This window comes from Algibacter marinivivus, assembly GCF_003143755.1.
Lineage (GTDB): Bacteria > Bacteroidota > Bacteroidia > Flavobacteriales > Flavobacteriaceae > Algibacter_B > Algibacter_B marinivivus.
Genome location: NZ_QFRI01000001.1, coordinates 77,570 through 104,164, shown reverse-complemented (window position 1 = coordinate 104,164; position 26,595 = coordinate 77,570). Strand labels below are relative to the sequence as shown.

Here is a 26,595-nt window from a genome sequence, read left to right as displayed (position 1 = left end):
TTAAATTTTATATAATCTTCTGTAAATGGCTTATTTTTTTGAATATTTCGTAAATTGCAGCACTGAAATTCAATAATCTTTACGAATGAACCAACAAGTGCCATATAAGCCAAAATATAAAGTAAGAATAGTTACAGCTGCATCCCTTTTTGATGGCCATGATGCATCTATAAATATTATGCGTCGTATTATTCAAGCTACTGGTGTTGAGGTGATTCATTTGGGGCATGATAGAAGTGTTGAAGAAGTAGTAAATACTGCAATCCAAGAAGATGTAAACGCTATCTGTTTAACCTCTTATCAAGGCGGACACAATGAGTATTTTAAATATATGTATGATCTTTTGAAAGAGAGAGGTTCAGAGCATATTAAGATTTTTGGAGGTGGTGGAGGTGTAATTCTACCTTCAGAAATTAAAGAACTAATGGATTATGGAATTTCACGAATTTATTCACCAGATGATGGTCGTGAAATGGGATTGCAGGGTATGATTAACGATTTGGTTAAACAATCTGATTTTGCTATTGGAGATAAGTTGAATATTCAAATAGATACTCTAAAAGATAAAAAACCAGAATCTATTGCAAGAGTTATATCTTCTGCTGAGAATTTTCCTGAAATTGCAAAAGATACTTTAGATGAAATTCATTCTAAAAATGAAAATTCAAAGACACCAGTTTTAGGAATTACTGGAACAGGAGGGGCAGGTAAATCTAGTTTAGTAGATGAATTAGTTAGACGTTTTTTAATTGATTTTCCAAATAAAACAATTGGTATTATTTCAGTTGACCCTTCCAAAAGAAAAACGGGCGGCGCTTTATTAGGAGATAGAATTAGAATGAATTCTATTAATAACTCTAGAGTTTATATGCGAAGTTTAGCAACACGTCAATCTAATTTAGCATTATCTAAACATGTAAACGAAGCCGTTGAAGTTTTAAAAGCTGCTGAATATGATTTAATTATTCTGGAAACTTCTGGAATTGGACAAAGTGATACTGAAATTATAGAACACTCAGATATTTCGTTATATGTTATGACTCCAGAGTTTGGAGCAGCAACACAACTCGAAAAAATAGATATGCTAGATTTTGCTGATTTAGTTGCTATAAATAAGTTTGATAAACGAGGTTCATTGGATGCATTACGCGATGTAAAAAAACAATATATGCGTAATAACAACCTGTGGGATATTCCTCAAGAAGACTTACCCGTTTTTGGAACTATAGCTTCTCAGTTTAATGACCCAGGAATGAATACACTCTATAAAGCGGTGATGGATAAGTTGGTTGAAAAAGCCGATTCAGATTTAAAATCGACATTCACCATTTCAAATGAAATGAGCGAAAAGATTTTTGTAATTCCGCCTTCAAGAACACGATATTTATCTGAGATTGCAGAAAGTAACAGAGCTTATGATACTAAAGGGTTAAAACAAGTTGATGTTGCTCAAAAGCTTTATGGTATCTACAAGACTATTTGTTCGGTATTGAATGTCACCTTGAGCACAGTCGAAAGGTCTTTTATTGGAAAACTAGGTTTAAATGATGAAGAAATTTTAAAACAAGTTCAGGACAAAAATAAGGATTTTATAAAACTCCTAATTTCAGAATTTGATAGAATAAAGTTAGACTTAGACCCCTACAATTGGGAAGTTATTACAGGTTGGGATGAAAAAGTAAATAAATACAAAAACCCTATATATTCATTTAAAGTAAGAGATAAAGAAATCAAAATTGATACACATACTGAATCTTTATCTCATACTCAAATTCCTAAAGTATCACTCCCAAAATATCAAGCTTGGGGAGATCTTTTAAAATGGTGTTTACAAGAAAATGTACCTGGAGAGTTTCCATATACTTCGGGATTATATCCTTTTAAAAGAACTGGAGAAGATCCGGCGCGAATGTTTGCTGGTGAAGGTGGTCCAGAGCGTACCAATAAACGTTTTCATTATGTAAGTGCTGGGTTGCCAGCAAAACGTTTATCAACAGCTTTTGATAGTGTAACACTTTATGGGAATGATCCAGACTATCGTCCAGATATTTATGGTAAAATTGGTAATGCAGGTGTGTCTATTTGTTGTTTAGACGATGCAAAGAAACTGTATTCGGGCTTCAATCTTGCTGATGTTATGACTTCGGTAAGTATGACTATTAATGGGCCAGCACCTATGTTGCTTGGTTTTTTTATGAATGCTGCCATTGACCAACAATGTGAAATTTATATTAAAGAAAACGAATTAGAAAAAGAAGTAGAAACTAAGATTGCTAAGATTTATAATGGCAAAGAGCGCCCTAAATATAATGGACTATTACCAGAAGGGAATAATGGTTTAGGATTAATGCTTTTAGGGGTTACAGGAAATCAAGTATTACCTGAAGCTATTTATAATGATATTAAAACAAAAACCATTGCTCAAGTTAGAGGAACGGTTCAGGCAGATATTTTAAAGGAAGATCAAGCACAAAACACCTGTATTTTTTCAACGGAGTTCGCATTACGTTTAATGGGAGACGTTCAAGAGTATTTTATTGAAAATAATGTTCGTAATTTTTACTCTGTTTCCATTTCAGGCTATCATATTGCTGAGGCTGGAGCAAACCCAATCACACAATTAGCGTTGACTTTATCAAATGGTTTCACTTACGTGGAATATTATTTAAGTCGTGGAATGGATATTAATAAATTCGGACCAAATTTATCATTTTTCTTTTCTAACGGAATTGATCCTGAATATGCCGTAATAGGTCGTGTTGCACGTAAAATTTGGGCAAAAGCCATGAAAGAGAAATATGGCGCCAATGCCAGAGCGCAAATGCTGAAGTATCATATTCAAACCTCAGGTAGAAGCTTACATGCACAAGAAATTGATTTTAATGATATAAGAACAACGTTACAAGCATTATATGCCATTTACGATAATTGTAATTCTCTACACACCAATGCTTATGATGAAGCGATAACTACACCGACTGAAGAATCTGTGCGAAGAGCTATGGCTATTCAACTGATTATAAATAAAGAATTAGGATTGGCTAAAAATGAAAATCCAATACAAGGGTCGTTTATTATTGAAGAGTTAACTGATTTAGTTGAGGAAGCTGTTTTATTAGAATTTGATAGAATTACAGAAAGAGGAGGTGTTTTAGGAGCTATGGAAACCATGTATCAGCGTTCTAAAATTCAAGAAGAAAGCTTGTATTATGAAACCTTGAAGCATAATGGCAAATTTCCAATAATAGGTGTGAATACGTTTTTGAGTAGTAAAGGGTCTCCAACAGTTTTACCCGCTGAAGTTATTAGAGCAACTGAAGAAGAAAAAGAATTCCAAATTAAAACTTTAGAAAACCTCCATAAGTCTAATGAAACTGAAGTACTCTTAAAAGAACTTCAAAATAAGGCCATAAATAACGAAAATATTTTTGAAGCCTTAATGGATGTTTGTAAAGTATGTTCACTAGGTCAAATCACAAAAGCACTGTTTGAGGTAGGAGGGCAGTATCGCAGAAATATGTAAGCAGAGAACCACTTTTTCTATTTCAGAAAAAGTGAGTGAATCGCTTATCCCGAGCACAGTCTCGGAATCTATATAAACTAGTTTTAATACGCAACCATTTTACAATTTGTACATCTTAATTAAAAGAAATCTTCAAATTATGAGAGCTTATTTATTGATTTTTACTTTGCTAATTCTCACGGGTTGTTCCTCAGATGACAATAAGCCAAAGGACGAAACTGAACTTGTTGGAAAATGGAAATTAATTGAGCAATACCTTGACCTAGGAGATGGTAGTGGCGATTTTCAATCTATAAATAGTAACCGCACAGTTGAGTTTTTTAAAGATGGAACAATTGAAGTTAATGGCATTCTTTGTTTTATGTCTTCAGAAGTTGGAGATAAAGAAACAGGAACATATATGATAACAGGTTCCAATGAAGCTGATACAACTTTTGATGGTGAAATTATTCCAAATACTTGTAGTTCGCGTTCAGCAAAAGTTTATTTTGATTTGCCCTTAAGCGGAAACTTAATACTTTGGTATCAATGCATTGAAGGTTGCGGACAGAAATTTGAAAAAATCTAAGTTATAGCGTAAGCATCCAAGAACTTTGAAGCTTCTTAAATTTCTTTAATTCACTTCTTAGAATAGGTAAAAAATCTTTCCCGTTGCTATTTGAACGTTCTAATCTATAAGAATTTTTGTAAAGCTTATTGGTAAGTCGTCGTAAAGAATCTAGATGTTTATGTTTTCTATCAGAGTATCTTTCTAATTCAGCATTCATAATTTCTGGAACTAAAGAGACAGATTGCTGCACTATATCTCCAGAAAAATAAATATTAGAATCTTCAGAACCATCTGGTTTTAAATTAGATAGATCGTGATTTAGGTATGTAGATATGTTTTGCGATAGAGCAAAAATCTCTAACGCTTTTTGATAAACCGGTAAATCCGATAGATTTGGTGGGGTATTATGTAACATAATCTAATTCTGTAAGCAATTTTATCAAAATTACTCACAAGAAACGAGATTTAACTTTAGATTTTAAAGTAAAAATGTATATTTGCTTTAAATTTTAATTATTTTATATTAATATTCCTTAAAATGAGTCTAGATTCGATTAACAGCAAGATTTTAAAGTGTTTGCAAGAAAACGCAAGACTTTCTAATGCCGAAATCGGTAGGCGAGTGGGCATAAGTTCGCCTGCTGTATCAGAGCGCATTAAAAAAATGGAAGACCTTGGTATTATTGAAGGTTATAAAACTATTGTGTCTTCTTTTGAAATTGGTTATCAACTCAAAGCCATAATTACTTTAAGAGCATTTATGGGGAAATTAAAACCTTTTTTAGAAAAGGTGAAAACGTATGATGAGGTAATTAATTGTTATCGCATCACAGGAGATGAAAACATTGTTATGGAGGTTGTTTTAAAAAACCAAAAACACCTTGAAACTTTTATAGACCAACTTATAAGTTATGGCGAATCAAAAACACAAATTGTATTGTCAAGAGTAGTTAAACAGAAGGAAGTTATTCCAATAAAATAATAGTTACTTTTTTACAATTAGATGCGGAACAACATTTAAATTCCAATCTATAACCAAACCTCCTGCTAAAGCATCAGCTACTTTCTTTCCATAGATATGCTCAGATAAATATAATGCAGCTTCAAAGCTTTTAGCACCTCCTGCCGAAGTAATATATTTTCCATCATGAACAAACAAAACATCTTTTCTAACATCTAATTCTGGAAACATTTGTCTCATTTTGTCAATATCACTTGGAAAAGTTGTAGAAATAGAATTATCCAATAATCCAGCTTTCGCTAAAACAAATGCACCATCGCAATGAGAAGTTAAATAAAGTGCTTCTTTGTCTACTTCTTTTACAAAACTAATCATGGCTTTATCTTCTAAATCAGAATCTAAATGGTGTTCTGCACTAGGCACAACAAGAATATCAATTTTAGGCAGTTTATCTTTCAAATAGTTGAAATCTGGAAGAATTCTTATCCCTTCAAAAGAGGTTATGGCATCATCAGTATTTGCTAATGTAAACACATTCATAGCTTTAATACTGTCTCTAAATATAGTATGTTGAAATATATCAAAAGGTGCTGTAAGCTCAGTATTATAAACGCCATTCATAATTAGAAAACCAACATTGTATCGATTTGGTTCTAATTTTGGATACGTTTTTTTATTCTCGATTTTTTCGGAATTATGACATCCAAAAAGCATTATGCTAATAAAAGCTATTATATAATATTTCATAGGTATTCAATTAATACGCCAAGGCGGATTTTTTCTGTTCTCTCCTGCATGGTATAAAATAATGTTATTACCGTCTGGATCTTGTAAATGTGCTTCACGCCATAACCAAAACTTATCTTCTGGTAAGCTATCAAATTTAACTCCTTTTTTCTTTAATTTTTCTACTAAAGCATCTAAATTATCATCTTCAAAATAAATGGTAACGCCAGAATTTTTAGTAACACTATCTACTTTATGGATTGAGAAGGTTGACTCTCCATCAGGACACTCAAAGCGTGCATAATTTGGGATTACATCTACAATAAGATGCAACCCCAAAGTTTTGTAAAAAGCCACAGACTCTTCAATATTTATAGATGGAATTGTAATTTGATTTAAATTCATAACTAAGATTTTATGTTTTTAATTTCAGCTTTTAAGTTTTTTTTAGTGCTTAAATGACTTTTTAAGATCATTAATAAAAGCACACAAAAACCACCTATAATTGTAATCATGTACCAAGTATTATCAAAGCCCCAACCGTCTACCATTTGCATACCAGCTTTATGTCCAAAAATATGAGCCATTGAAAAGGCAATAGAGTATAGTGCCATATATTCCCCTTGATTTCCTTTTTTAGCACGTTCCATAGCAAAGGCATTTGAAAAGGGGAAAGCAATCATTTCGCCAATAGTCATTAAAAACATACCAACAATTAAAATACCAGACCACGTTGTAATATTTAAAATAATAAAACTTGCAGCAGTTAATATAGCACCAAACAACATCAGTTCTGTTTTAGAAAACCTACTATTTTCCAACCATTTAATAAGTGGCATTTCTAATAAGAAAATAATAAAACCATTAGCGCCTAAAAGCAATCCTATTTCAAGTTCTGAAAGGATGTGTACTTCTCTGTAATAGATTGGCATTGTAGAGAAATATTGTAAAAATATAACCCCAAACAAAAACATAGCTATTAGAAATATAGTAAACGCTTTATCTTTATAAGCCGAATCTGGATTAGCCACAATAATGTTATCTAAAACAGTTGATTTCTTTGGATTTAATACCATAAATAAAACTACAGTTGCTAATATGCATGTAATGCCATCTATCCAAAATAAACCGCTATAACCTAATGTAGTAATAATAAGCCCACCAACAGCTGGTCCAGCAGAAAACCCAAGATTTATTGCTAAACGAATAAGCGTTACACTTCGTGTTTTATTTTCTGGTTTGCTGTATGCACTCAGTGCCACAAACATAGCAGGACGAAACATATCTGCTACAAGCATCACTAAAAATATCCCTAAGCAAAGCGCATAAAACGTATTAAGAAATTGCAACGCAATAAACAGAATACCTGTACTTACAAGACTTCTAACCATAACTTTGTAATAACCAATAGTATCTGTAAGTTTTCCACCAAGCCAAGAACCAGCAACAGAACCCAACCCAAAACACATCATAATAGTACCAACATTACCTAAAGTAAATTGTAAATCTTCGGTAAGGTATAATGATAAAAAAGGAATAACCATGGTGCCAGCTCTATTTATAAGTGTAATTAAAGCAAGCCACCATACTTCTTTCGATAACCCTTTAAAGGTGTTTAGGTAATTGTTAAATAATGTGTTCATGAGTTCTAGTTGTTCTTTTTCTACATATTAATATTAATTGGGATTTGACTAAAAATAAAAAGTCCGACTGCGAAGTCGGACTTTTTAATATTGTAATATCTTATATTTATATCACCACAATATATAACGAGCCCAACGTCTTGTCTTTAAACAAGAGGTCCATTGCTTTCTATAAATAGTGACGTTATTACGCATTTTTGTTTATTTTGATTCCTCAAAGCTATATAAAATAATCGTAAGTTGTATTTTTGAAATGAAATTTTTTTAAGATGAAGAAAATAATAGTTGCATTTGCCTTATGTTTTTTGCTAGTTTCTTGTGGAAGTAGTTTCCAGAGTTTTTATAACAAACATAAAGCAGATATAGGAACAACATCCTTTCAAGTGCCTAATTTTATGAAAGCCGTTTTAAGTAATATTTCCCCAGGAGTTAAACATGCTATTGGAAACATTTCGGATTTTAAATATATTAAGTTTCAAAATGTAAGCGCACTAAAACGTCAAAGTCTTATTTCTGAAATGAATGCTATAACTAATACTGGTTTTACTGATGTTTTTAGAAAAAACGATTTGGCTAATACTCGAATAATCTCAGTTGGTGAAATTGGAGTAGTGGTTACAGATGTCATTATTTTTAACAGCACAGAAACCGAAACCACAGCCTATTATTTACAAGGTAATTTTGATCCAGAAAAAATTAAATCATTTGCAGACGAAGATACATTTAATGCCTTTTCAACCGATTTAATGCAATCCTATCAAACCAATATAAATCCATCCTTTAATCCAGAAAACTAATGAATAAATTATTTGGGCGTTACCCACAAGGGGTCGGGCTTTCACTACTCAATCCCTCCTACGTCGGGGATTTCAAACATGCCGTTCAATCCCTAACGCGGGCAACTCATCCAACAATAAGCAAAGGACTATTCTCAGTATTATTTATGTTGATTATGGTCTCTACAAGTTGCGCACAAAAAAAGCGTCCAATACAAGGCGAAACCGAATTTCAAAAAGAAATTAATGCCAATTATAAAGATGCCAGTAAATCCCCTTTAAAAGAAAAAGATAGAAAAAACTTCGAAGGTTTAGATTTTTTTAAATTCGATTCTACTTATGTGGTAACAGCAAATTTTAAAAGAACACCAAACGAAAAATCTTTTAAAATGAAAACAACAACAAGCCGCCGACCAATTTATGTAAAATATGGCGAGTTAACCTTCAATTTAAAAGGCGAACCTTTCAAATTAAATATCTATCAAAATCAAGGTTTAATTGAAAAAGAAGGTTACGAAGATTATCTGTTTTTACCTTTTCTAGATGAAACCAACGGATTAGAAAGCTATGGTGGCGGACGTTATGTAGATACTAGAATTCCAGAAGGCGATACTATGGTTATTGATTTTAATAAAGCGTATAACCCATATTGTGCTTACAATGATAGATATTCGTGCCCAATAGTACCCAGAAAAAACTATTTAAAAACCAGAATAGAAGCAGGAGTTAAGGCTTTTGATAAGCATTGAATTTAAATGAATTTGGGATGTTCGTTTAACGTCCACTGTGTATGGCGTAGTGAGGCGCGCCTCACGGGAAGCCATTGTTGCGCCTCATTAGCTATACACTATGTTGTGTGTAGTTTCGTGAGGAGTTCTCGTAGACTCGACTAAATATACACAAAATTGGCGAGGTGCGACAAACAGTGGACGTTGATATGTAATTAGTATAAAGGCAGCGTTTGCAAAACGCGATTCTACGTGCCGCAGGCAATTACATGTCAATGTTTTTACGGATATGCGTCGTTTTAATGACTTATATCCGACGTTAAACGAAGGTAGCGGAAATTTTTTACAAAGTCAAATGTCACTTCACCAAATATATCCCAGCAAAAACAGCTAGAAAACCAATAACAAAACTCGCTATAGTATAAAACGCAAAACTTGTAAAATCACCAGATTTTAAAAACACATGATTCTCGTAAGCAAAGGTTGAAAAGGTGGTAAAGCCACCACAAAAACCAGTAGCTAATAATAGCGTTTGGTTTTGCGAAAGCGCATCATTTTTAGCAGCTAATCCTAAAATAATACCAATTAATAAACTTCCCAGAATATTTGCAGCTAAAGTGCCATAAGGAATGCCGTTTTCAGCGCTGTTTAAATATTTTCCAATAACATAACGTAACACACTACCAAAACCACCACCAACAAAAACTAATAAAAGTTGCTTCATTTATGTTTCTATTCTTTTATAGGAATGTATATTTCTGTAATCCAATTTGCAGGGTTTGGTTCGCTCATAGGATCCGTTTGATAAACCTCTAGAGCAGAAGCATTGTGTAATTCTTCAAGGTTATTATCTTGTATATATTTAGCTGCAGTTTCCCAAGCTTCTTTCAAATTGGTATAATCACCTTTTAAGGTTGTTTTAACTGCTTTAAAGGGTTTTAATTGTCCAGTTAAAATATCAGGTTCAGAAGAAATAACTTTTTCAGTAGTTGGCACACAGCAAGAAAACATAACGGCATTATTTTCTATATCCCATTTATGATAACTTGTAAAAGCTGTACCAGCCATTTTAATATTATTATTCATGGCATACATACCAACTTTAGGCATCATTTCTTGCATTTTATTAGCCAAATCAGATATTTTGCAAGACGTTGTGTTGTAAATATAATAGCCACCACCGTGTTGAGTGATTCCGTTTACGTTTATACTATATTTTTTCATATTTGCAACAACAATACTATCCAGTTTTTCTAGACTACGCTCATAATGTGGTCCAATTTGTTTTTCCATTCCACCCATAAAAGTGGCAAATGCTTTAAAGCCAAAAGGTAAATCTTTTCCAGAAATGGTCCACGTTGCATCAGTTGTGCCATCTTCATTGGGTTTAAAATCCCATGAAATATCAGAAGGGGGGAAATCTGCAAATTGCATCTCTTGTGTTATAGATTTATTCGCTACAGCTTCAATGGTCTTCATAGTGCCAACACCATCTTTGTCTTCCCAAGAATATGACCCATCTACACCTTTTGTTTTATCTGAAAGTGTGATAGTCATATCTGGATCAGCCTCAGCCCAAGACGACCAAGATTCCCAATTTTTAAAATCGATAATATTATCGTAAACAACAGCTGCAGGTGCATTTATTGTTTTAGTTCTAGTAACTTCAAATTCATTTGGTTGTACTGCTATATATATTGCTAATCCAATTATGAGAATTAGTAATAAGAATAAAATATACTTAAAGGCTTTCATGAAATATAGTTTGATAATTTCTTGAAATCAAAGATAATCAATTTACATTTCATTTATTGATGGCCAATAAATATTAGAATTTGGTAAATGTAATAGAGCAGGGTTAGGACTAAGTTTAAGAGGTAGAAGCGGGAAGAATTAAATCTGATTTTAATTTAAGGCTCCATTTTTTTGTTTACACTGAAAAAAAGAAGAAGCGCATTAATGACAATTAGAAAAAAAATAATGATTAGAATATCCATGATGTTTTAGAGTGGTTTTCTAATACATCTAAAAAACATCAAAACATCATCATAAAATTATTTCAGGGGTCGGTTTTTTTATTGACACTAAAGGCTAAAAGGATTAAATTAATAACAATGAGAGTACTTACGATTAATATAAAATTCATTTTAGTATGGATTAGTTACTTAATAGATGCAGCGTTTTTAAAAAGGTTGCGTCAAAAAGCAAAATTTGTTTGAATAAAATTATAAAGTTTTGATTTTTAAAACATTATAAGTTTATAAAGAGTTTAAGTGGTTGATAATAGCATACTCAATAAGCTTTCCTTTACCTACTAAACCTAATTTTTTTCGAATATTTTTTCTGTGAGTTTCAATAGTGGATATACTTAAATTTAAATTTTTAGCAATTAGAGCAGAGTTTTCTCCGTTTCCAATATGTCTTAGAACTTGCAATTCTCTTGTAGTTAGAGCACTAATTTTGTTTAGTTTATTTCTATCCAATCTTTTGAAAAATGAAATATAAGTATGTAATGCATCTTTGTTTTTTGAAATAGTTTTAGTAGCCTTTAGGATTTCTAATATATCATCTTCAGAGATAAGTTCTCCTTTTTTTTTAATGCTTTTAATGGTGTTTAGAATTTCTGCTAATGGAGTCATTTGATGCTAAAAAAGTTTATAAGTAATTTAAGGTTTACACATAAACCTTAAAATCCCCAATGTTGGGGATTTTTAAAGAAATTATTTTAAAACTATTGGTATAGAGGAATTTTTAAACCAATGTAAATATCGGTGGTTTTGGTAGTATTAGATAATAGGTTTGATAAAATTGAACCAGAACCAATCATTAACCCAGAAAACCTTAATCCAGCTCCCCAGGCAAAATCACCATGTTGTCTAAAACTTACAGGTGAATATAAACTAAAGCTTCTAGTTTCTAGACGTGGCGCTAAAGTTACAGAGTTTGTTATACTATTACTGTTTGGGGCATTTTTTTTAATTAATGATAAGTGGGTTTGCAAACTAACATATAGTTTGTTTTTTATTCTATAATCTGCTAAAAAATGGAAAGCTGTTGGTAGCATAATTTCTTGTGCTAAAGTTTCTTCAGTGTTGGTGTAATTATTATCTAAAAAATCTTCAGTATCATCATCAAAATTTGAGGCATCAGCAGTAGCATTTAAATCGTAGGTTGTTACAGTACTTTCTTTGTAATTTATAGAACCAATATCTGTTATTGATGCTCCTATTTTTAGTTTATATTTATTATGCTTTCTTGTAACTGAATCTCGATCTATGTTTGGTCTATATTCATAAGTAAAACCTATATCTGCACCAAAACCAGCAGTTAGGTTTTTGAAATCGATATCATTATTATCAAAATCTTGACTGATGCCATATTTTAATTCTCCTGTGGTAGTTAATGTTTCATTTGTGGCATCATATTGTCCCGTAAAGTTTGGACTATTTATAAATACACCACCTGCGCCTTGTAAGTATTTTAGAGTTATTCCACCCTTTAGAAAGTTTTGTTTTTTGTCAACTAGAATACGGCCATAAACTAAACCAGCTTCTGCCCAAACATGAGCAGTTCCAGATAAATCTTCTGAGTTAAAATCGAAATCATTTCCAGTATCAAAATTATCTGATATATTTTCATATAATTCGCCACTAATATTATTGATGTTAAAAAAAGCTCTAACTCTACTTACAATGGCTATACTGCTTTTTGGAGATAGGTTGAACATAAAAGAAGGCCCTAGTATATCCGCATTTGCGAAAAAATTATTTGCGTCAGATGGAAATTTTTTTGCATCAGTTTCGAAATCGAAGCCTCCATCAGATTTTATAATATCATTTACATTGATACCAAAATAATCGCTACCACCAAAGGCACTTATTGAGATTAAGTTTATGTCTGCTTTAAATCTGGAATCTACAACATTCGATGGGTTTGAAGTTAAACTATGGATTCCGGCATAATTATCTACTGTTACACCAACATAGTTTTGAGCTTCTATATGGTTAGATATTATGAAAATAATAAAGACGAATACTAAGTAATTGAGTTTTTTCATTTTAATTTGAATTGATTAATAATAGCTTATCAAACATACTAAGTGATGATGCATAAAAAAATCCCCAGTAATGGGGATTTTATAGGTTTTTGGTCGAAATGCTTATCGATGAAATATATATAGTATGTTATTCTTTAACTATACGTTTAATAAAGGTGTTTTTTACTGATTCTATTTTAAGTAAATATATTCCAGAATTTAAATTACTAATATCAACCACTGTTAATTCAGATTGTAATTTCATGTCTAAAATTTGTTTTCCATTAACATCAAATAATTGTGCTTTTTTTATTTCAGTATTGTTTAGTTTTATATTTAAAACATTTGTTGTTGGGTTTGGATAAATCTTTATGTTTTTAGAAATATAATCATCTATTGATAATGCTGAATCGATATTAAGAATAATATTAGCTCTTTGAATAATTAAATCCGCTAGTAAAGGGTTCGTAATAATACAATAATACACACCACTATCCGATTCTTGTGCATTGTTAATGGTATGACTGATAGCATTTGCTCCATTTATAGATATACCATCTTTATACCACTGATATTCGTCACCTATACCTTTGGATGAAGTCGTTTTACCAAGGCTGGTGTCATCAATATTTAATACTATGTTTGAACCTGGTACAAAGTCTAAGTTTTGCACAATATCTTTTGTACGTTGAGGTGAATAATATAAGTTTTGGTAGTTATTAGCTTGAGCAAGAGGTTCTAGATTTGCAAAATTAAAATAGTTGTTTGTGATATTTAGATTTGTATTACCAACAGCATCCAAAAACTCCTGAGGAATAGCCCCTTCAAATTCATTACCGCTAGCTAATAAATCACTAATTTGTGCTAGTTCTTTAGGTAAACTGCCTGTAAGGCCACATTCAACAATACGTAAGCGTATTAAATTAGGCAAATTAAAAAGCTCTGGTTGTAATGGTTGAGTTAAGGGGATTTGCGTTAGGTTTAACCATTCTAAATCTTGTAGGTTAGCAATTTCTGGAGGTATTCCATTAGTTAACAATAATTGTTTGGAAGCTTGAGCGCCTAAGAACAATGTTTTTAGTTTTGTCAAACTCCAAATTTCAATTGGAATTTCTCCAGATAGATCTTCTTGTAATAAGTCTAAATAAGTTAATTCTGTTAAATCGCCTATTTCGGGTGGTATTGTTCCAGTGATTGGGGCATTCCCAGTAATACCTAATGATGTAACGCGGTCTGTGACTGGGTCAAAGCCAATATCAAAATTTGAAGACCAATTATGTATAGGTTTTGTAATATCCCAATCTATACCATTTAAAGCGCTGTATATAGCTATTAAAGCATCATAATCTGGATGAGTAGTTGGTGATTCTGAAAATTTGAAAAAATTACTCTTTAGAATTAATCCGGGTACTATAGCGCTTGTAGCTTCATAAAAGTAATACCATTTATAGTCATCTACTGTATTAATAGTAATATTTATAGTTGAATTATTGCCTATAGGACCTCCTTCACTACCATCAGCATTAATTCTAGACCAAGCATAACTATTTTGAGTGCCAGATACATTTGTTATTAATGTACTTGATTCGCCTATTAGAAGCACTTCGTTTAATGGCGTGTCTACTAATTGTTGTGGGCTATAAATAAAATTGGCACCTAATGAGTTATTAATATCAGAATAATTAGGTTCTAAATCTGCGAATTCAAATCGATTTCCAGAAATATTTAAGAAAGTTAGGGTGGTGATAAAACTAAAATTAGGAACAGCCCCAGAAAGATTATTGTTTGAAGCATCAAAAACATTTAGGCTTTGAGGTATATTATTAGAGGTAAGGTCACCTGTAAGGCTATTATTTTGAAGATATATGTATTGTAAATTATCCAAAGTTGTTAAATCTTCTGGTATATTACCAGATATAAAATTCCAGCCAATATCATAATACCATAAATCAGTATAAATTCCAATCCAAGGAGCTATTATACCAACAATACTATTAGAATTAATATCAAAATATTGAATTTTTGTAAGATTGACTATTGATTCAGGCAAAGAGCCATAAATATTATTAATTCTTATACTAAAGGTTTCAAGGTTAGTAAGGTTTCCAAAACTTTCAGGGATAGTTCCTGATAAATTATTACTATTTAGGTTTATGCCTGTTACTCGTCCATTTGTTTCAGTTATGCCATACCAAGTTGATATGGGGGCAGTTGTATCTAGCCAATTGGTGTTATCTGTCCAGTTATCTCCTTGAGTTGCATTATAAAAATCAACTAGAGCATTGTAATCTGGGTGCGAAGAGTAATCAGGAGGATTTTGATAGTAAATATTAGGACTTCCACCAATAAAAACTTTTCCAGTGGTTGAATACGCAATATCTCCTAATAATAATCCATCAAATTCTTGGATGGTAGTCCAAGTTACTCCATTGTCTTCTGAATATGAATTCTTAAAGCCATTAACATTATCTCTACCTAAACTATAATACTTTCCATGCGATGGTGCATATTTGATTATGCTTTGTAAATTATTAATATTACTGCCTTGTAAAAACCAATTTTGTCCTCCATCAGTAGTTCTGTACAATTGATTTGTTGTAAAATCATTATATACTATAATTCCGTTTAGATCGTCTTTAAAATCAAAGTTAACATTAGCTTGAGAGTTAAAAGGTGTGATTATTTCACTCCAGTTAAGGCCTTGGTCATTTGTTTTCACTATTGTGCCAGATCCAGTTAAAAAATATGCTGAGTTCCCTACTATTTTTAAAAAGTTACTGCTATTTAATGACCATGTTCCAACTGATGTAATTGTAGAAGATTGGTTATACCATGAGCCATCAAGGTAGACATAAAGTTCAAGTCCATCTCCCATGGCAAAACCTCGGTTAGCATTCCAAAAATGGACTTGATTAGGAAAAGAGAAACCTGTATTGAATATGGCATTTTCTCTTTGCCATGTGTCTCCAGAATCCGTTGTTTTATATAAACCAACTAAACTGGCATTGTCTGCACCTGAAACTATAATATAAGCTGTTGTTTCACTTACAGCACTTAAAACCCCTAGCGCGTAAAAATTATTATCAGTAAAATATTGAGGAAAGCTTTTTTTTATCCAATTGAGTCCACCATCAGTTGAAATTGAAAAGCCATTAGGGTTGTCTCCTTGATCCATGACCCAAATAACATTATCGTCAACTACAGAAATTTCATTAATTAAATCTGATTGTTGTGTTACAGTTGTTATCCAATCTTGAGCATATATTAAATTGGTGCTAAATACGAGCAATAGTAATAAGTGTTTCATAATGAGAGATTTTTTAAGATTAATTAATAGCTACTCAAACTTATGAATCTGAGTAAAATAAAGAAATCCCCAATACTGGGGATTTTTAGGTTATTGAACGAAAATTTTATCGATTAATGGTTTTTTTGTCATATTTTAATTACTCTTTTATTGGTTACTCCATTTTTTGAATAACTTTTTATAATATATACTCCAATTGGAAGTTTAGAAATATCTATAACTTTATTGGGTGATTTTATTTTTGAGATTAGCTTTCCAGTTAAATCAATAATTTCGATAGTATTGATCTTATTTTTTGATGCTATGTTTAGATGATTTATAGTCGGATTTGGGTAAATGTTTAATTCTAAATCATTATTTAATTTTGAAGTTGATAATGTACTTTTATTAACTTTAAATAACCAATAATCTGTATCACCATTTGGAGCTTCAGTATTATCGCCTGATAATTCGTCAATAGAGGAGACTACTACATAATTACCATCATTTGTTTGTAGTATTTGCTCAGGATTTTCAGTGGAATTAGTACCAAATGTTTTGTCAGCTATTATATTTCCGTTTGCATCAAGTTCTACTAGCCAAATATCATTACTTGAACTATTTTCTGTTTTATCGCCAGAAATATTAGAAAGTGTTTCAGCTGCAAAAATATAGCCACCTCCAGGTTTTTCAAAACCATATGGAACATATTCATCATCAGATCCACCAATTGTATTTTGCCATTGTATATTACCTATGTTATCAGTTTTAATAAACCATAAATCAGATCCACCATTTGTGTTTTCTGTTTTTTCACTTCCTATGTTAGAATCTGAATCTCCAGCTAAAAGATAGCCGCCATCAGAAGTAGTTATTAGGGATGATAGAATACTAACTGAATTGGATGTGCCTCCATATGATTTTTGCCAATCGATAGTATTTGTATTACTTACTTTAAGTATCCAATAATCTTCATTATTACTTGAGTTTACAGTTTTGTCTCCAGAAATTCCAGATTCTGCTATAACTCCTAAAAGATAACCACCATCAGAAGTTAGAAGTACATTTATAACTTCTTCATCAGCATCACCTCCAAATGTTTTATCCCATATAAAAGTACCAGTGTCAGTTACTTTTATAGTCCATACATCAGTAAAACCTCTTGAATTTTCAGATTTATCACCAGAGATATTTGAAGCTGAGTCTCCAGTAATGATTAAATCGTTAGTGCCTGTTTCTTTTACTGAAATAGCATATTCATCGTCAGATCCACCAAAAGTTTTATCCCAAATTTTTGTTCCAGAACTATTTATTCGTACTATCCAAAAATCGTAACCCCCTTTTGAGTTTTCAGATTTATCGCCAGATACATTAGAGTCAGACTCACCTACAATAATGAAATCTCCATTTAAAGCTTCTATTGCAGTTACGGGATAATCATTGCCGCTTCCACCAAAAGTTTTATCCCATTGTACAACTCCTAGATTATTGGTTTTTACCAACCAATAATCTGTAGCACCTTGATTAGCTTCAGATTTATCACCTGAGATTCCTGATTCTGATACGCCAACAAGTAGAAAGCCACCATCTGATGTGTAAATAACATCTTCAACATCATCAAAGCTATTGCCTCCAATGGTATTTTGCCATATTATTTGAGCATTAGCATAAAAAGAAGTATAGATTAATAAGAAAAAAAGTAATAGCTGTTTCATAATGAGAGTTTTTAAAAGATTAATTAATAGCTAATCAAACTTATGAAACATCTTGAAGCTAAAAAATCCCCAGTACTGGGGATTTTTTAGCAATTTTATATAATAACTCCAATTTTAAGATTTAGTTAATTTGTATATAATTTTAAGTGCTAAAGTACCTGCATATCTATCAAAATAATAGGCGTCATTAGATATTTCAATAGATTTTAATGCTTCACCATTTACTTGAATTTCTTGACCTTCTTGATTAATTAAAAAGTCTTTAGGCTTTCGATATGAAATCAATTCATAACTTAAACCAATTGCAAAGTCTGAGCTAAAGCTATATGATAAACCTAATCCTCCACTTAGTTTTTGATTAAAAGTACTACCAGACTCAGCACCTTTTAGTGTTACTAAATTTACAACACCAATTATGCTCCATTCTGAGATTCTATGTACTTGTCCCATTTGCTTACCGTTATTATCTAAGTACCTATATGCTTTCTTTTTTTGAAAAGATATAGGTACAGAAATAGCTGTAGATAATACAAAATTTGTTTTTTGTGCATCAGTTATTATAACAGTATTATCTATAGGTGAAATTTGTGCTAATTTTAAACTTTCAAGAGCATTATTAAACCCTAAACTTAAACCGAATGATATATTTTCACTGATACTTCCATATTCATCTTCAGCCTCAGTTAAGGTACTTTGTTGGTTACTTTGAGTCTCTTGACTATAAAGAGACACTTTAGACTCAGCATCTTCAAATTTTAGAAAAGTTTTTTGTTGAGAAAATGAATAGAATGATGTAATTATTATAATTGAAAAGATAATTTTTTTCATAATGAAATATATTTTATTGATTAGTGTTTCAAAATTCGTTTAAAATTACAAGTTATTTAATACCCATTACTAGGTAAATTTTAAAACTTATACTTCTTCTCCAAAGCATACCGCATTAATTCCCCTTTACCTTTTAATCCTAGGATGCGTACCATGTTTTTTCGGTGTGTATCAACTGTATGGATTCCTATAAATAACAAATCGGCAATTTCTCTTGATGTTTTTCCTTGGCCAATGAGTTCTAAAATTTCTATTTGTCTTTTTGTTAAAATGCCTTTAGTTTTATTTTTAGATTTCGAGTTTAACACGTTTGTATTTATATTGGCATCAAAGTATGTTTCACCTTTAGCAACAGTTAATATCGCTTTGTGTACCTCTTTAAGTGATGAGTTCTTTAAAATATATCCGGAAGCGCCAGCGTCAATCATTTGTTCAATAGCTTCAACTTGCTCAAACATGGTAAACGCTAGAATATTAATTTTTGGATATTTTTTTTTGATTTGTTTAGTAGCTTGAATACCATCCATTTTTGGCATTCGTATATCTGTTAGTACAACATTGGGTTGCTTTTTGTCTACAATTTCCAGAAGCTCTTTTCCATCATTTGCAGTTCCAATAATAGAAATATTATCTTCATATTCTAATAAAAGTTTAATTCCATCAATTAGTGACTGATGATCTTCGGCTATGGCTAATCGTATCATATTGGTAAGTCAATTATTATAGTTGTCCCTTTATTGTGTTCAGATTCTATGGTCATTTTTCCATTTAAATGTTCTATTCTTTTATCAATACTGCTAATGCCCATACCTTTACTTTTGGTAGTAATTTGATTTGTTTTAAAACCTTTGCCATTATCTTCTATCATAATATTTAATGTGTCATCATGATTTGTTAGGTGGATAGTTGCTTCACTTGCATCAGCATGTTTTATAACGTTAGTTATCAATTCTTGAATAATTCTAAAAATGGTTAATTCTAAGCTGTTTTCTAATCTGTTTTCTAAACCATAATCAATTACCTCAACAGTAATTTTATTTGAAACAGATATTTTATCAGCCATATTTTGTACAGCTTTTAGTAAGCCTTGTTTAGCAATAACTCCAGAGTTTTTAGCATGTGCTATACCACGTATTTTATTATAAGCCTCATCAAGAAGGTTGGTGGTTTTATCAAATAATTCTGGTGTTTGTTTGTCTTTTAACACATTAAAATGAAGTTTTACAGTAGCCATAAGCCCTCCCAAATCATCATGCAAATCATTTGCAATGCGTTGGCGCTCTTTCTCTTGCCCTTCAATCATGGCGTCAATACTCACTAATTCTTGTTCTTTTAAAACGGTTGCGAGTTTTTGGGTTTCCAAAGCTTTTTCTTGTTCAGCTAGTTTTTGTTTTTTTCTAGTGTTTTTTTGAATTAAGAAAGCAGTTATTCCTCCAAATAGAATAAAAGCTAACGCACCCATTAATAAGTTTTTACTTTGCTTTCTTTTAGATTCTATTTCAAGGTTATCTGCTCTTAGTTTTTCGTTGTCGTATTGTTCTTTTATTTCTGATATAGCTATGTTTTGTTGAGTATCGTTAATACTATCTTTTAATTTATTTAGTTTATCTAGATATAAAGACGCTTCTTTATAATCCTTATTTAATAAGTAAGCATCAGCCAGATTTTTGTAAAAAATAACTTTAGTTTTTGATTTGTTTTCATTTAACTGAATCGAATCTGCCTTGAGGTATAGTTTAATAGCGTTTTTATATTTACCAAGTAATTTATATTGTAGAGCTTGATTGTTATAATTGTAAGCTAAATTTTTATAGTCATTAAACTTTTTTAAAATAGGTGTGGCTTTTTTTGTGAAGTATAACGATGAATCTGGGTTTTGGTATACTGATGAATAAACTGTACCAATGTTCATGTTATTGTGGGCTTCTTTTAGTTTATTTCCTTGCTTTTTATAGATAGTATTTATTTTAATGAAATACTCTATTGCTTTCTCTCCATTATTTGTGTTTAGAAAACCAGTAGCAATATGATGGTATGCTGCTATAAGCGCAGTTGTGTCTTTATTTTTTTTTGAATAAAATTCGATTTCATCAATAATTTCTTTTTTTCTTGAATCTAACTCATTTTGATTACTTAATATTTTTAATATGAGTAGGTTACAATCTAAAATATCTTTTTCTTTGTTTAATACTTCAAATATTTTTTTTGATATAACTATATTCTCATAAGCAATATGATGGTTGTCAATAACCGAATTGTAATCAGCGTAATAGTATAACCAAGCAGCTTTATCATATTTTGTTATATTGATTGTATCTATTTTTTTCAGTTCTAAAAGGATTTTAGTTTTTTTATTTGAATTATAAGATTCTAAAACTTGTGAAAAATCTACTTTTTGACCAAAGCAAAAACCAGTAATAGATATTATTACTGGAATTAAAAAGCTTTTTTTTATGTAATCTATCATTTATGGGTTGCCTACAATAATGTTTCCTTTAGAAGTGTCTGGTTGCCCCATTCCTGTTGTGTTTTCAGAGATGCACTCAGTTATAGTTTCATTTTCATCGTAAGCCAAAACTAATATTCGAACACAATCAAGTTTACAGTTTTTTAAAGGAAAACTAATTTGTTTAAAGGAATTATTAGGTGCAGATTTAAAATAATGGATTTCAATTGCATCTGTCTTTTTACAATAATTTACAAGTTCAATTTTTTTACTTTCAGAAAAATCGGTTATTGTTATTTCATCAATAAAATGTTTGTTTTTCCACTTAGTAAATTTTCCTTTTATACTTATTGTTCCATCTTTTATTAGTGTGTGTGTTGTTGCGAGATCGTGAGGTGTTACATTTATTCCAGTCATTTTTGATGTATTTAAGTTAAACAAATTTTGAGAAATTATTTATTTCAGGGTGTATCGGATTAAAAATATTCATTATGTTGTTAGAAAAACTTGCTGTAAGTTTATTTCCTCCAAATAGTAAACCAACAACTTCATTATTATTATTCAGTAATACTGAACCTGAATCTCCAGGCTTAGATATACATGTTGTTAATATTTGTTTCCTATATATTTTAGGTTTTTTTATGTTTTCAGTAATGTTTACAGTACAATTTATGGATTTAATTTCTCCAAAAGTTACTCCAGATGTTTTACCAATTTTTTTAATATTTTGGCCAATTTTTGGTGCAGCTATTGAATTAAAATTTAATTGATTTGATATAGAATATTTACCTATATCTACAGTAGTTTTTTCATCATATATAATAGCAATTGCTGCATCTAATAAATCGTCTTTTTCTTTACTTGTCCAAAAAACTTTACCTATGAGACTTATATCCTCTTTTTTCTCTGCATCTGTTTTACTTGGATGTATTATCTTGGTTTCTAATCCATAATCATTATCAACAATTACATGTCTATTAGATATCATGTATATATTTTGAGAATCAGATAATTTAAAAAACGCTCCAGCTGTCCCGCTATAGATATCTCCATTTTCATAGCTAATACTACAACCCCCTGTTAGTTTTTCTAATTTTTGGTAATAACTAGAATTAGAATGAAGACTTATTGGATTAGATTTGACAGGAAAAATGTCACCATTTTGAAAATCTTTTTGAGTTTCTAAACTCATGCCTTCTTTCTTTGAGAAGTAACCGAAAAGCCCTTTTAGTGAATCATATTCATAAGTGAAATTAGAAAGACCAATTTCAATAGCGTAATCATCAATTATAGAGAAATCATTAGACTTTTTAATTACAGCTGCGTATTGGGTTTCATGCAATGCAGATAAATTAAAGTATTCTGTTTCCTTTTCTTTCGAATTTAGTTTTTCATTTGCTTCTTTCTCAGTCATAATTAAATTAACTTAAAGGACTAAACAAATAAACCAAAACAAAAACCGCCATTGCTCCACCAGCAATTACTTTTGGTGCTTTGTCTGTTAACGTCTGCGGAGGCTGTCCAGCTGCCCTGGTTTGAAAAGTTCCATTATTATACTCTACTTTAAGCATTCCAGGTATAGATATACTTATGGCACTTGCCGCTAAAGCTGTAACAACTCTAAAAAACCAAAAGACAAACTCATAATCTTCTTTACCAATTTTTGGATTAGAAACTATGGCTTTAGTTATATTATTTAAAACGATTGCAGATACTGCTAACGATATAGCTGCTACTATAAACATCGTTATTGGAGATACAGTTTTACTCATAATTAAGTTGGATTAGTTAATTAATAATACAAAGATGGTTGGTTTATAACATCAAAAAAATACCCATTACTAGGTATATTCATCTATTAATTTAGAAAAATCAATTTTCTAAAAACTAAAACCTAGATAAAAAGCAAATAAAACCGAAATAAGGTTTTTACACGTTAAAGAATATAACAGTCGAATGTTTTAAAATTAGTTTTCTATTTAAAGAAAAACTTAATAGCAGCAATAAATAATATAAAGGAAATAAAAGCTATAAGTATCCATACACTACCAGCATAAAAGCGTTTGTGTAGTTTTAAATCTTTTCTATAAGTAAAGGTAATTATTATAGCAAAAACGATGAAGAATATAATTCCGAAAATGATTTGACCTTTACTAAACATATAGTTACTTTTATGCAAATTTAATGAAAAGAGGTTTCCTACTTCAAGGAAATGAAAAAATTATATACTAAATGAAAAATAAAATTGAAGCAGTAAAAGCATTTCACACCGCTTTTAAAATAGGACATAGAGAAACGCCTAAAGCAAATCTTGGAGAAGATAAGAACACATTGCGTTTTAATTTAATGAAAGAGGAAAATGAAGAATATTTTGAAGCAGCAAATAATAATGATTTAGTTGAGGTTGCAGATGCTTTAGGAGATATGCTTTACATTTTATGTGGTACTATAATTGAACATGGTATGCAACATAAAATTGAAGAAGTGTTTGAAGAAATACAACGAAGCAACATGAGTAAACTTGGAGAAGACGGTCAACCTATATACAGAGAAGATGGTAAAGTTTTAAAAGGGCCAAACTATTTTAAGCCAAACATTCAATCTATATTAGAGAAATAAAAAAAGCAGCCATTTGGCTGCTTTTTTTATCAAATTATTTAACTGCATAACGCCATCCAAATGGGTCTTCAGCTTTATTAGTTTGTATATCAGTAATACGCTTTTTCAAAAAGCTAGCGTAAGTATCATTAAGTTTTGGTAATTCATAATCAGCATCTTTAAAACCAAACCCTGCAATAGGAGAAATTACAGCAGCAGTTCCTGCTCCAAACATTTCTTTTAAAGAGCCATTTTTGGCAGCCTCAACAACCTCGCTAACAGTTATCTTTCTAACTTCAACATTAATACCTTCAGCTTTTGCAAGTTCTATAATACTTTTACGCGTTATCCCATCAAGGATTCTATCACTTGTTGGTCCTGTAATTAATGTATCATTAATACGGACAAAAATATTCATCGCACCAGCTTCTTCAATATACTCGTGTGTATTATCGTCAGTCCAAATTACCTGTTGGTATCCTTTTTCAATAGCTAATTGCGTTGGGTAAAACTGACCAGCATAATTACCACCAGCTTTTGCAAAACCAACACCTCCATTAGCAGAACGCGAATACTTTTCCTCTATTAAAACTCTTACTTCTCCAGCAAAATAAGCTCCAGAAGGGGCAGTACAAATAATAAATTTATACTCATCTGCAGGAGATGCATGAAACCCTTGTCCAGATGCAAATACAAATGGTCTTATGTATAAAGAACTACCATCATTATTAGGAATCCAATCTTTATCAATTTCTAATAGAGCCTTTAAGCCATCCATAAAATAATTTTCAGGAAGCTCAGGAATTGCCAAACGTTTAGCTGAAATATTCAAACGCTTAAAATTATCTAACGGACGAAATAACCAGACATTTTCATCAACATCCTTATATGCCTTCATACCTTCAAAAATAGATTGCCCGTAGTGGAAAATTTTTGCAGAAGGTTCCAAAACTATAGGTTGGTAAGGAATCACTTTTGGTGCTTGCCATTTACCATCTTTAAAGTTACATTCTAACATGTGATCAGAGAACACATGTCCGAATTTCAAATTATCAAAATCTACGTCGTTGATTTTCGAGGTTTTAGCCTTTACAATCTCTATATCGTTGATTATAGCATTCATAAGTCTTGTTATTTAATGATACAAATTTAGTTAAAAACGTTTTTAAAAAAGCGGTATATTTACATAAATCGATTAAAATTGAAATATTTACATTATGAAGTTAGTAACCTTAGCAATAATATGCGTTTTAATGTTAAATTCTTGCAAAAACAAAAGTCAAGAAGAACCACAAAATCAAGTTAAAGTTGAAAAAATAGAATATGCGTCTTTCGGTAAAGAAATTGTTGCTTCAGATGCTATTGCGGCCAAATCTATGGCATCGCATTATAAAACCATGAAAACTGGAGATAGTATAGATTCAAAAATGGTTGCTAAAGTTAACAATGTTTGTCAAGCTAAAGGCTGTTGGATGCGTTTAGATCTTGATGATGGTAACGAGGTTATGGTTAAATTTAAAGACTACGGATTCTTTGTACCAAAAGACATCACAGGTAAAGAGGTTATTATAAATGGTAAAGCTTTTGTAAAGGAAGTATCTGTTGATGAGCAGCGTCATTATGCTGAGGATGCAGGTAAATCAGCTGAGGAAATTGCAAAAATTATCGAGCCAAAACGCACCTATTCTTTCGAGGCAGATGGTGTACTGGTGGTACAATAATACAATCACATTTTTTTAAATAATTTGGGCGTTACCACAAGGGTCGGGCTTTCCACTATATCTTTTTTTTACGTCATTGTGAGGAAGAAACGACCGTAACAATTTGTAAACTATTCGTTTATAATCAAATTCAAACTTATATTTTAAAAAAAGGATGCCGTTTCAATCCCTAACGCAAAGGCTAACAAAGTTTTAACTCTAATCAATAAAACATGAAACGCGAAATAATCGTAACTGCAGATGGCTCAACAACTATTCAAATACCAGAATGGAACGAGCAATACCATTCCAAACACGGTGCCATACAAGAAGCCTATCATGTATTTATAAAACACGGTTTGCATTATTTTTGCCATTCCGAACAAAGTGAAGAATCTCAAAATAATATTTCCATCTTAGAAATAGGCTTTGGTACAGGATTAAATGCCTTTATCACATTTCTGGAATCAGAAAAACTAAAACTTAATATTAATTATAATGGCGTTGAAGCCTACCCAGTTTCAAAAGAAGAAATTAATGCACTTAATTATGTGGAAGCATTGAAAGAAGAAAACAGACATTCAATTTTCAAACAACTTCATGATACAACATGGGAAGTAGAACACAAAATAACAAGCCATTTCAAATTAAAGAAACTAAAACAATTTTTTTCAGAAATTAACGATTCTGTAGCCCACAATATTATTTATTTTGATGCTTTTGGAGCCAGAGTACAACCCGAATTATGGACAGAAACCATCTTTAAAATCATGTATAAAGCATTAAAGCCTAAAGGTGTATTAGTAACCTATTCAGCAAAAGGAAGCGTACGTAGAGCAATGCAATCTGTTGGGTTTACAGTAGAAAGGCTTCCTGGGCCTCCAGGAAAACGAGAAATGTTACGCGCTTGCAAAGAAGCGTAACATTCAACGACTCAATTAAATAATTATTGGAGTTAAATGCTACGAGCAACTAAATAAGTCTTTAGTCTCGGTTTACACTAAAAGGGATTTTTTTTATATCTGAGTTCCTTAGCACAATTTAATTTTTGAAGTCTCTTTTAACTTTTGCCTTATCCC

25 protein-coding genes are annotated in these 26,595 nt (G+C 31.2%); 8 read left to right on the top strand and 17 right to left on the bottom strand.

The window, feature by feature from the left end:
- Positions 1-85: 85 nt before the first annotated feature.
- Positions 86-3,523, top strand: a complete 3,438-nt coding sequence (locus DIS18_RS00495; RefSeq protein ID WP_109351092.1) for a methylmalonyl-CoA mutase family protein — start codon at positions 86-88, stop codon at positions 3,521-3,523.
- Between the two features lie 139 nt (positions 3,524-3,662).
- Entirely contained in the window at positions 3,663-4,091 is a 429-nt protein-coding gene (locus tag DIS18_RS00490) for a hypothetical protein (RefSeq protein WP_109351091.1), read from the top strand.
- A gap of 1 nt (position 4,092) precedes the next feature.
- On the opposite strand, the gene DIS18_RS00485 is transcribed toward DIS18_RS00490, so the two are convergent.
- Complete coding sequence (locus DIS18_RS00485) at positions 4,093-4,488, bottom strand: hypothetical protein (RefSeq protein WP_109351090.1); 396 nt, start codon at positions 4,486-4,488, stop codon at positions 4,093-4,095.
- Positions 4,489-4,611: 123 nt separating this feature from the next.
- Between DIS18_RS00485 and DIS18_RS00480 the strand changes: the two genes are divergently transcribed.
- Positions 4,612-5,055 (top strand): Lrp/AsnC family transcriptional regulator, encoded by a 444-nt coding sequence (locus tag DIS18_RS00480; protein ID WP_109351089.1) that lies wholly within the window; start codon positions 4,612-4,614, stop codon positions 5,053-5,055.
- Between the two features lie 3 nt (positions 5,056-5,058).
- Here the strand turns inward: DIS18_RS00480 and DIS18_RS00475 are convergent, their stop codons facing one another.
- Genes DIS18_RS00475 through DIS18_RS00465 form a run of 3 tightly spaced genes read right to left on the bottom strand, consistent with a single transcriptional unit; the run spans position 5,059 to position 7,403 of the window.
- Positions 5,059-5,781, bottom strand: coding sequence for a DJ-1/PfpI family protein (locus DIS18_RS00475; RefSeq protein WP_109351088.1), 723 nt, complete (start codon positions 5,779-5,781; stop codon positions 5,059-5,061).
- Positions 5,782-5,787: 6 nt separating this feature from the next.
- A complete protein-coding gene (locus tag DIS18_RS00470) occupies positions 5,788-6,165 on the bottom strand; it encodes a VOC family protein (RefSeq protein WP_109351087.1) in 378 nt (125 codons plus the stop codon).
- A gap of 2 nt (positions 6,166-6,167) precedes the next feature.
- Positions 6,168-7,403 carry an MDR family MFS transporter gene (locus DIS18_RS00465; protein WP_109351086.1) on the bottom strand — a complete coding sequence of 412 codons (1,236 nt, stop codon included), beginning with the start codon at positions 7,401-7,403 and terminating at the stop codon, positions 6,168-6,170.
- Between the two features lie 269 nt (positions 7,404-7,672).
- Between DIS18_RS00465 and DIS18_RS00460 the strand changes: the two genes are divergently transcribed.
- Both DIS18_RS00460 and DIS18_RS00455 read left to right on the top strand, forming a co-directional pair.
- Positions 7,673-8,200, top strand: coding sequence for a DUF4252 domain-containing protein (locus tag DIS18_RS00460; protein ID WP_109351085.1), 528 nt, complete (start codon positions 7,673-7,675; stop codon positions 8,198-8,200).
- Between the two features lie 146 nt (positions 8,201-8,346).
- Positions 8,347-8,928 (top strand): DUF1684 domain-containing protein, encoded by a 582-nt coding sequence (locus DIS18_RS00455; RefSeq protein ID WP_181364009.1) that lies wholly within the window; start codon positions 8,347-8,349, stop codon positions 8,926-8,928.
- A 337-nt stretch (positions 8,929-9,265) separates the two neighbouring features.
- Here DIS18_RS00455 and crcB read toward each other — a convergent pair whose 3' ends face one another.
- The 12 genes from crcB to DIS18_RS00395 all read right to left on the bottom strand — a co-directional run bounded on the left by crcB (position 9,266) and on the right by DIS18_RS00395 (position 22,990).
- Positions 9,266-9,631, bottom strand: a complete 366-nt coding sequence (crcB, locus tag DIS18_RS00450) for a fluoride efflux transporter CrcB (protein WP_109351084.1) — start codon at positions 9,629-9,631, stop codon at positions 9,266-9,268.
- 8 nt (positions 9,632-9,639) lie between these two features.
- A complete protein-coding gene (locus DIS18_RS00445; protein ID WP_109351083.1) occupies positions 9,640-10,662 on the bottom strand; it encodes an SRPBCC family protein in 1,023 nt (340 codons plus the stop codon).
- 503 nt (positions 10,663-11,165) lie between these two features.
- Positions 11,166-11,546: a response regulator transcription factor gene (locus DIS18_RS00440; RefSeq protein ID WP_109351082.1), complete on the bottom strand. Its 381-nt coding sequence runs from the start codon at positions 11,544-11,546 to the stop codon at positions 11,166-11,168.
- 92 nt (positions 11,547-11,638) lie between these two features.
- Positions 11,639-12,964, bottom strand: coding sequence for a DUF5723 family protein (locus DIS18_RS00435; RefSeq protein WP_109351081.1), 1,326 nt, complete (start codon positions 12,962-12,964; stop codon positions 11,639-11,641).
- 127 nt (positions 12,965-13,091) lie between these two features.
- The gene (locus DIS18_RS00430) at positions 13,092-16,250 is read right to left on the bottom strand and encodes a T9SS type A sorting domain-containing protein (RefSeq protein ID WP_109351080.1); all 3,159 of its coding nucleotides are present in this window, start codon (positions 16,248-16,250) and stop codon (positions 13,092-13,094) included.
- 128 nt (positions 16,251-16,378) lie between these two features.
- Entirely contained in the window at positions 16,379-17,944 is a 1,566-nt protein-coding gene (locus tag DIS18_RS00425) for a T9SS type A sorting domain-containing protein (RefSeq protein WP_109351079.1), read from the bottom strand.
- 114 nt (positions 17,945-18,058) lie between these two features.
- Positions 18,059-18,772: a hypothetical protein gene (locus DIS18_RS00420; RefSeq protein WP_109351078.1), complete on the bottom strand. Its 714-nt coding sequence runs from the start codon at positions 18,770-18,772 to the stop codon at positions 18,059-18,061.
- 80 nt (positions 18,773-18,852) lie between these two features.
- Positions 18,853-19,476 carry a response regulator gene (locus DIS18_RS00415; protein ID WP_109351077.1) on the bottom strand — a complete coding sequence of 208 codons (624 nt, stop codon included), beginning with the start codon at positions 19,474-19,476 and terminating at the stop codon, positions 18,853-18,855.
- Entirely contained in the window at positions 19,473-21,239 is a 1,767-nt protein-coding gene (locus tag DIS18_RS00410; RefSeq protein ID WP_109351076.1) for a tetratricopeptide repeat-containing sensor histidine kinase, read from the bottom strand. Before DIS18_RS00410 ends, DIS18_RS00415 begins: the two co-directional genes overlap by 4 nt.
- Positions 21,240-21,635 (bottom strand): hypothetical protein, encoded by a 396-nt coding sequence (locus DIS18_RS00405; protein WP_109351075.1) that lies wholly within the window; start codon positions 21,633-21,635, stop codon positions 21,240-21,242.
- A gap of 16 nt (positions 21,636-21,651) precedes the next feature.
- Entirely contained in the window at positions 21,652-22,632 is a 981-nt protein-coding gene (locus DIS18_RS00400) for a trypsin-like serine protease (RefSeq protein WP_109351074.1), read from the bottom strand.
- 7 nt (positions 22,633-22,639) lie between these two features.
- A complete protein-coding gene (locus DIS18_RS00395; protein ID WP_109351073.1) occupies positions 22,640-22,990 on the bottom strand; it encodes a hypothetical protein in 351 nt (116 codons plus the stop codon).
- A 460-nt stretch (positions 22,991-23,450) separates the two neighbouring features.
- On the opposite strand from DIS18_RS00395, the gene DIS18_RS00385 reads away from it, so the two are divergent.
- Positions 23,451-23,837 (top strand): pyrophosphohydrolase domain-containing protein, encoded by a 387-nt coding sequence (locus DIS18_RS00385; protein ID WP_109351071.1) that lies wholly within the window; start codon positions 23,451-23,453, stop codon positions 23,835-23,837.
- Positions 23,838-23,871: 34 nt separating this feature from the next.
- Here the strand turns inward: DIS18_RS00385 and DIS18_RS00380 are convergent, their stop codons facing one another.
- Positions 23,872-24,939 carry a branched-chain amino acid aminotransferase gene (locus tag DIS18_RS00380; protein WP_181363963.1) on the bottom strand — a complete coding sequence of 356 codons (1,068 nt, stop codon included), beginning with the start codon at positions 24,937-24,939 and terminating at the stop codon, positions 23,872-23,874.
- Between the two features lie 94 nt (positions 24,940-25,033).
- Here DIS18_RS00380 and DIS18_RS00375 point away from each other — a divergent pair, with 94 nt between their 5' ends.
- The gene (locus tag DIS18_RS00375) at positions 25,034-25,537 is read left to right on the top strand and encodes a DUF4920 domain-containing protein (protein ID WP_109351070.1); all 504 of its coding nucleotides are present in this window, start codon (positions 25,034-25,036) and stop codon (positions 25,535-25,537) included.
- 212 nt (positions 25,538-25,749) lie between these two features.
- Complete coding sequence (gene mnmC2 / locus DIS18_RS00370) at positions 25,750-26,439, top strand: tRNA (5-methylaminomethyl-2-thiouridine)(34)-methyltransferase MnmC2 (protein ID WP_109351069.1); 690 nt, start codon at positions 25,750-25,752, stop codon at positions 26,437-26,439.
- Positions 26,440-26,595 lie beyond the last annotated feature (156 nt).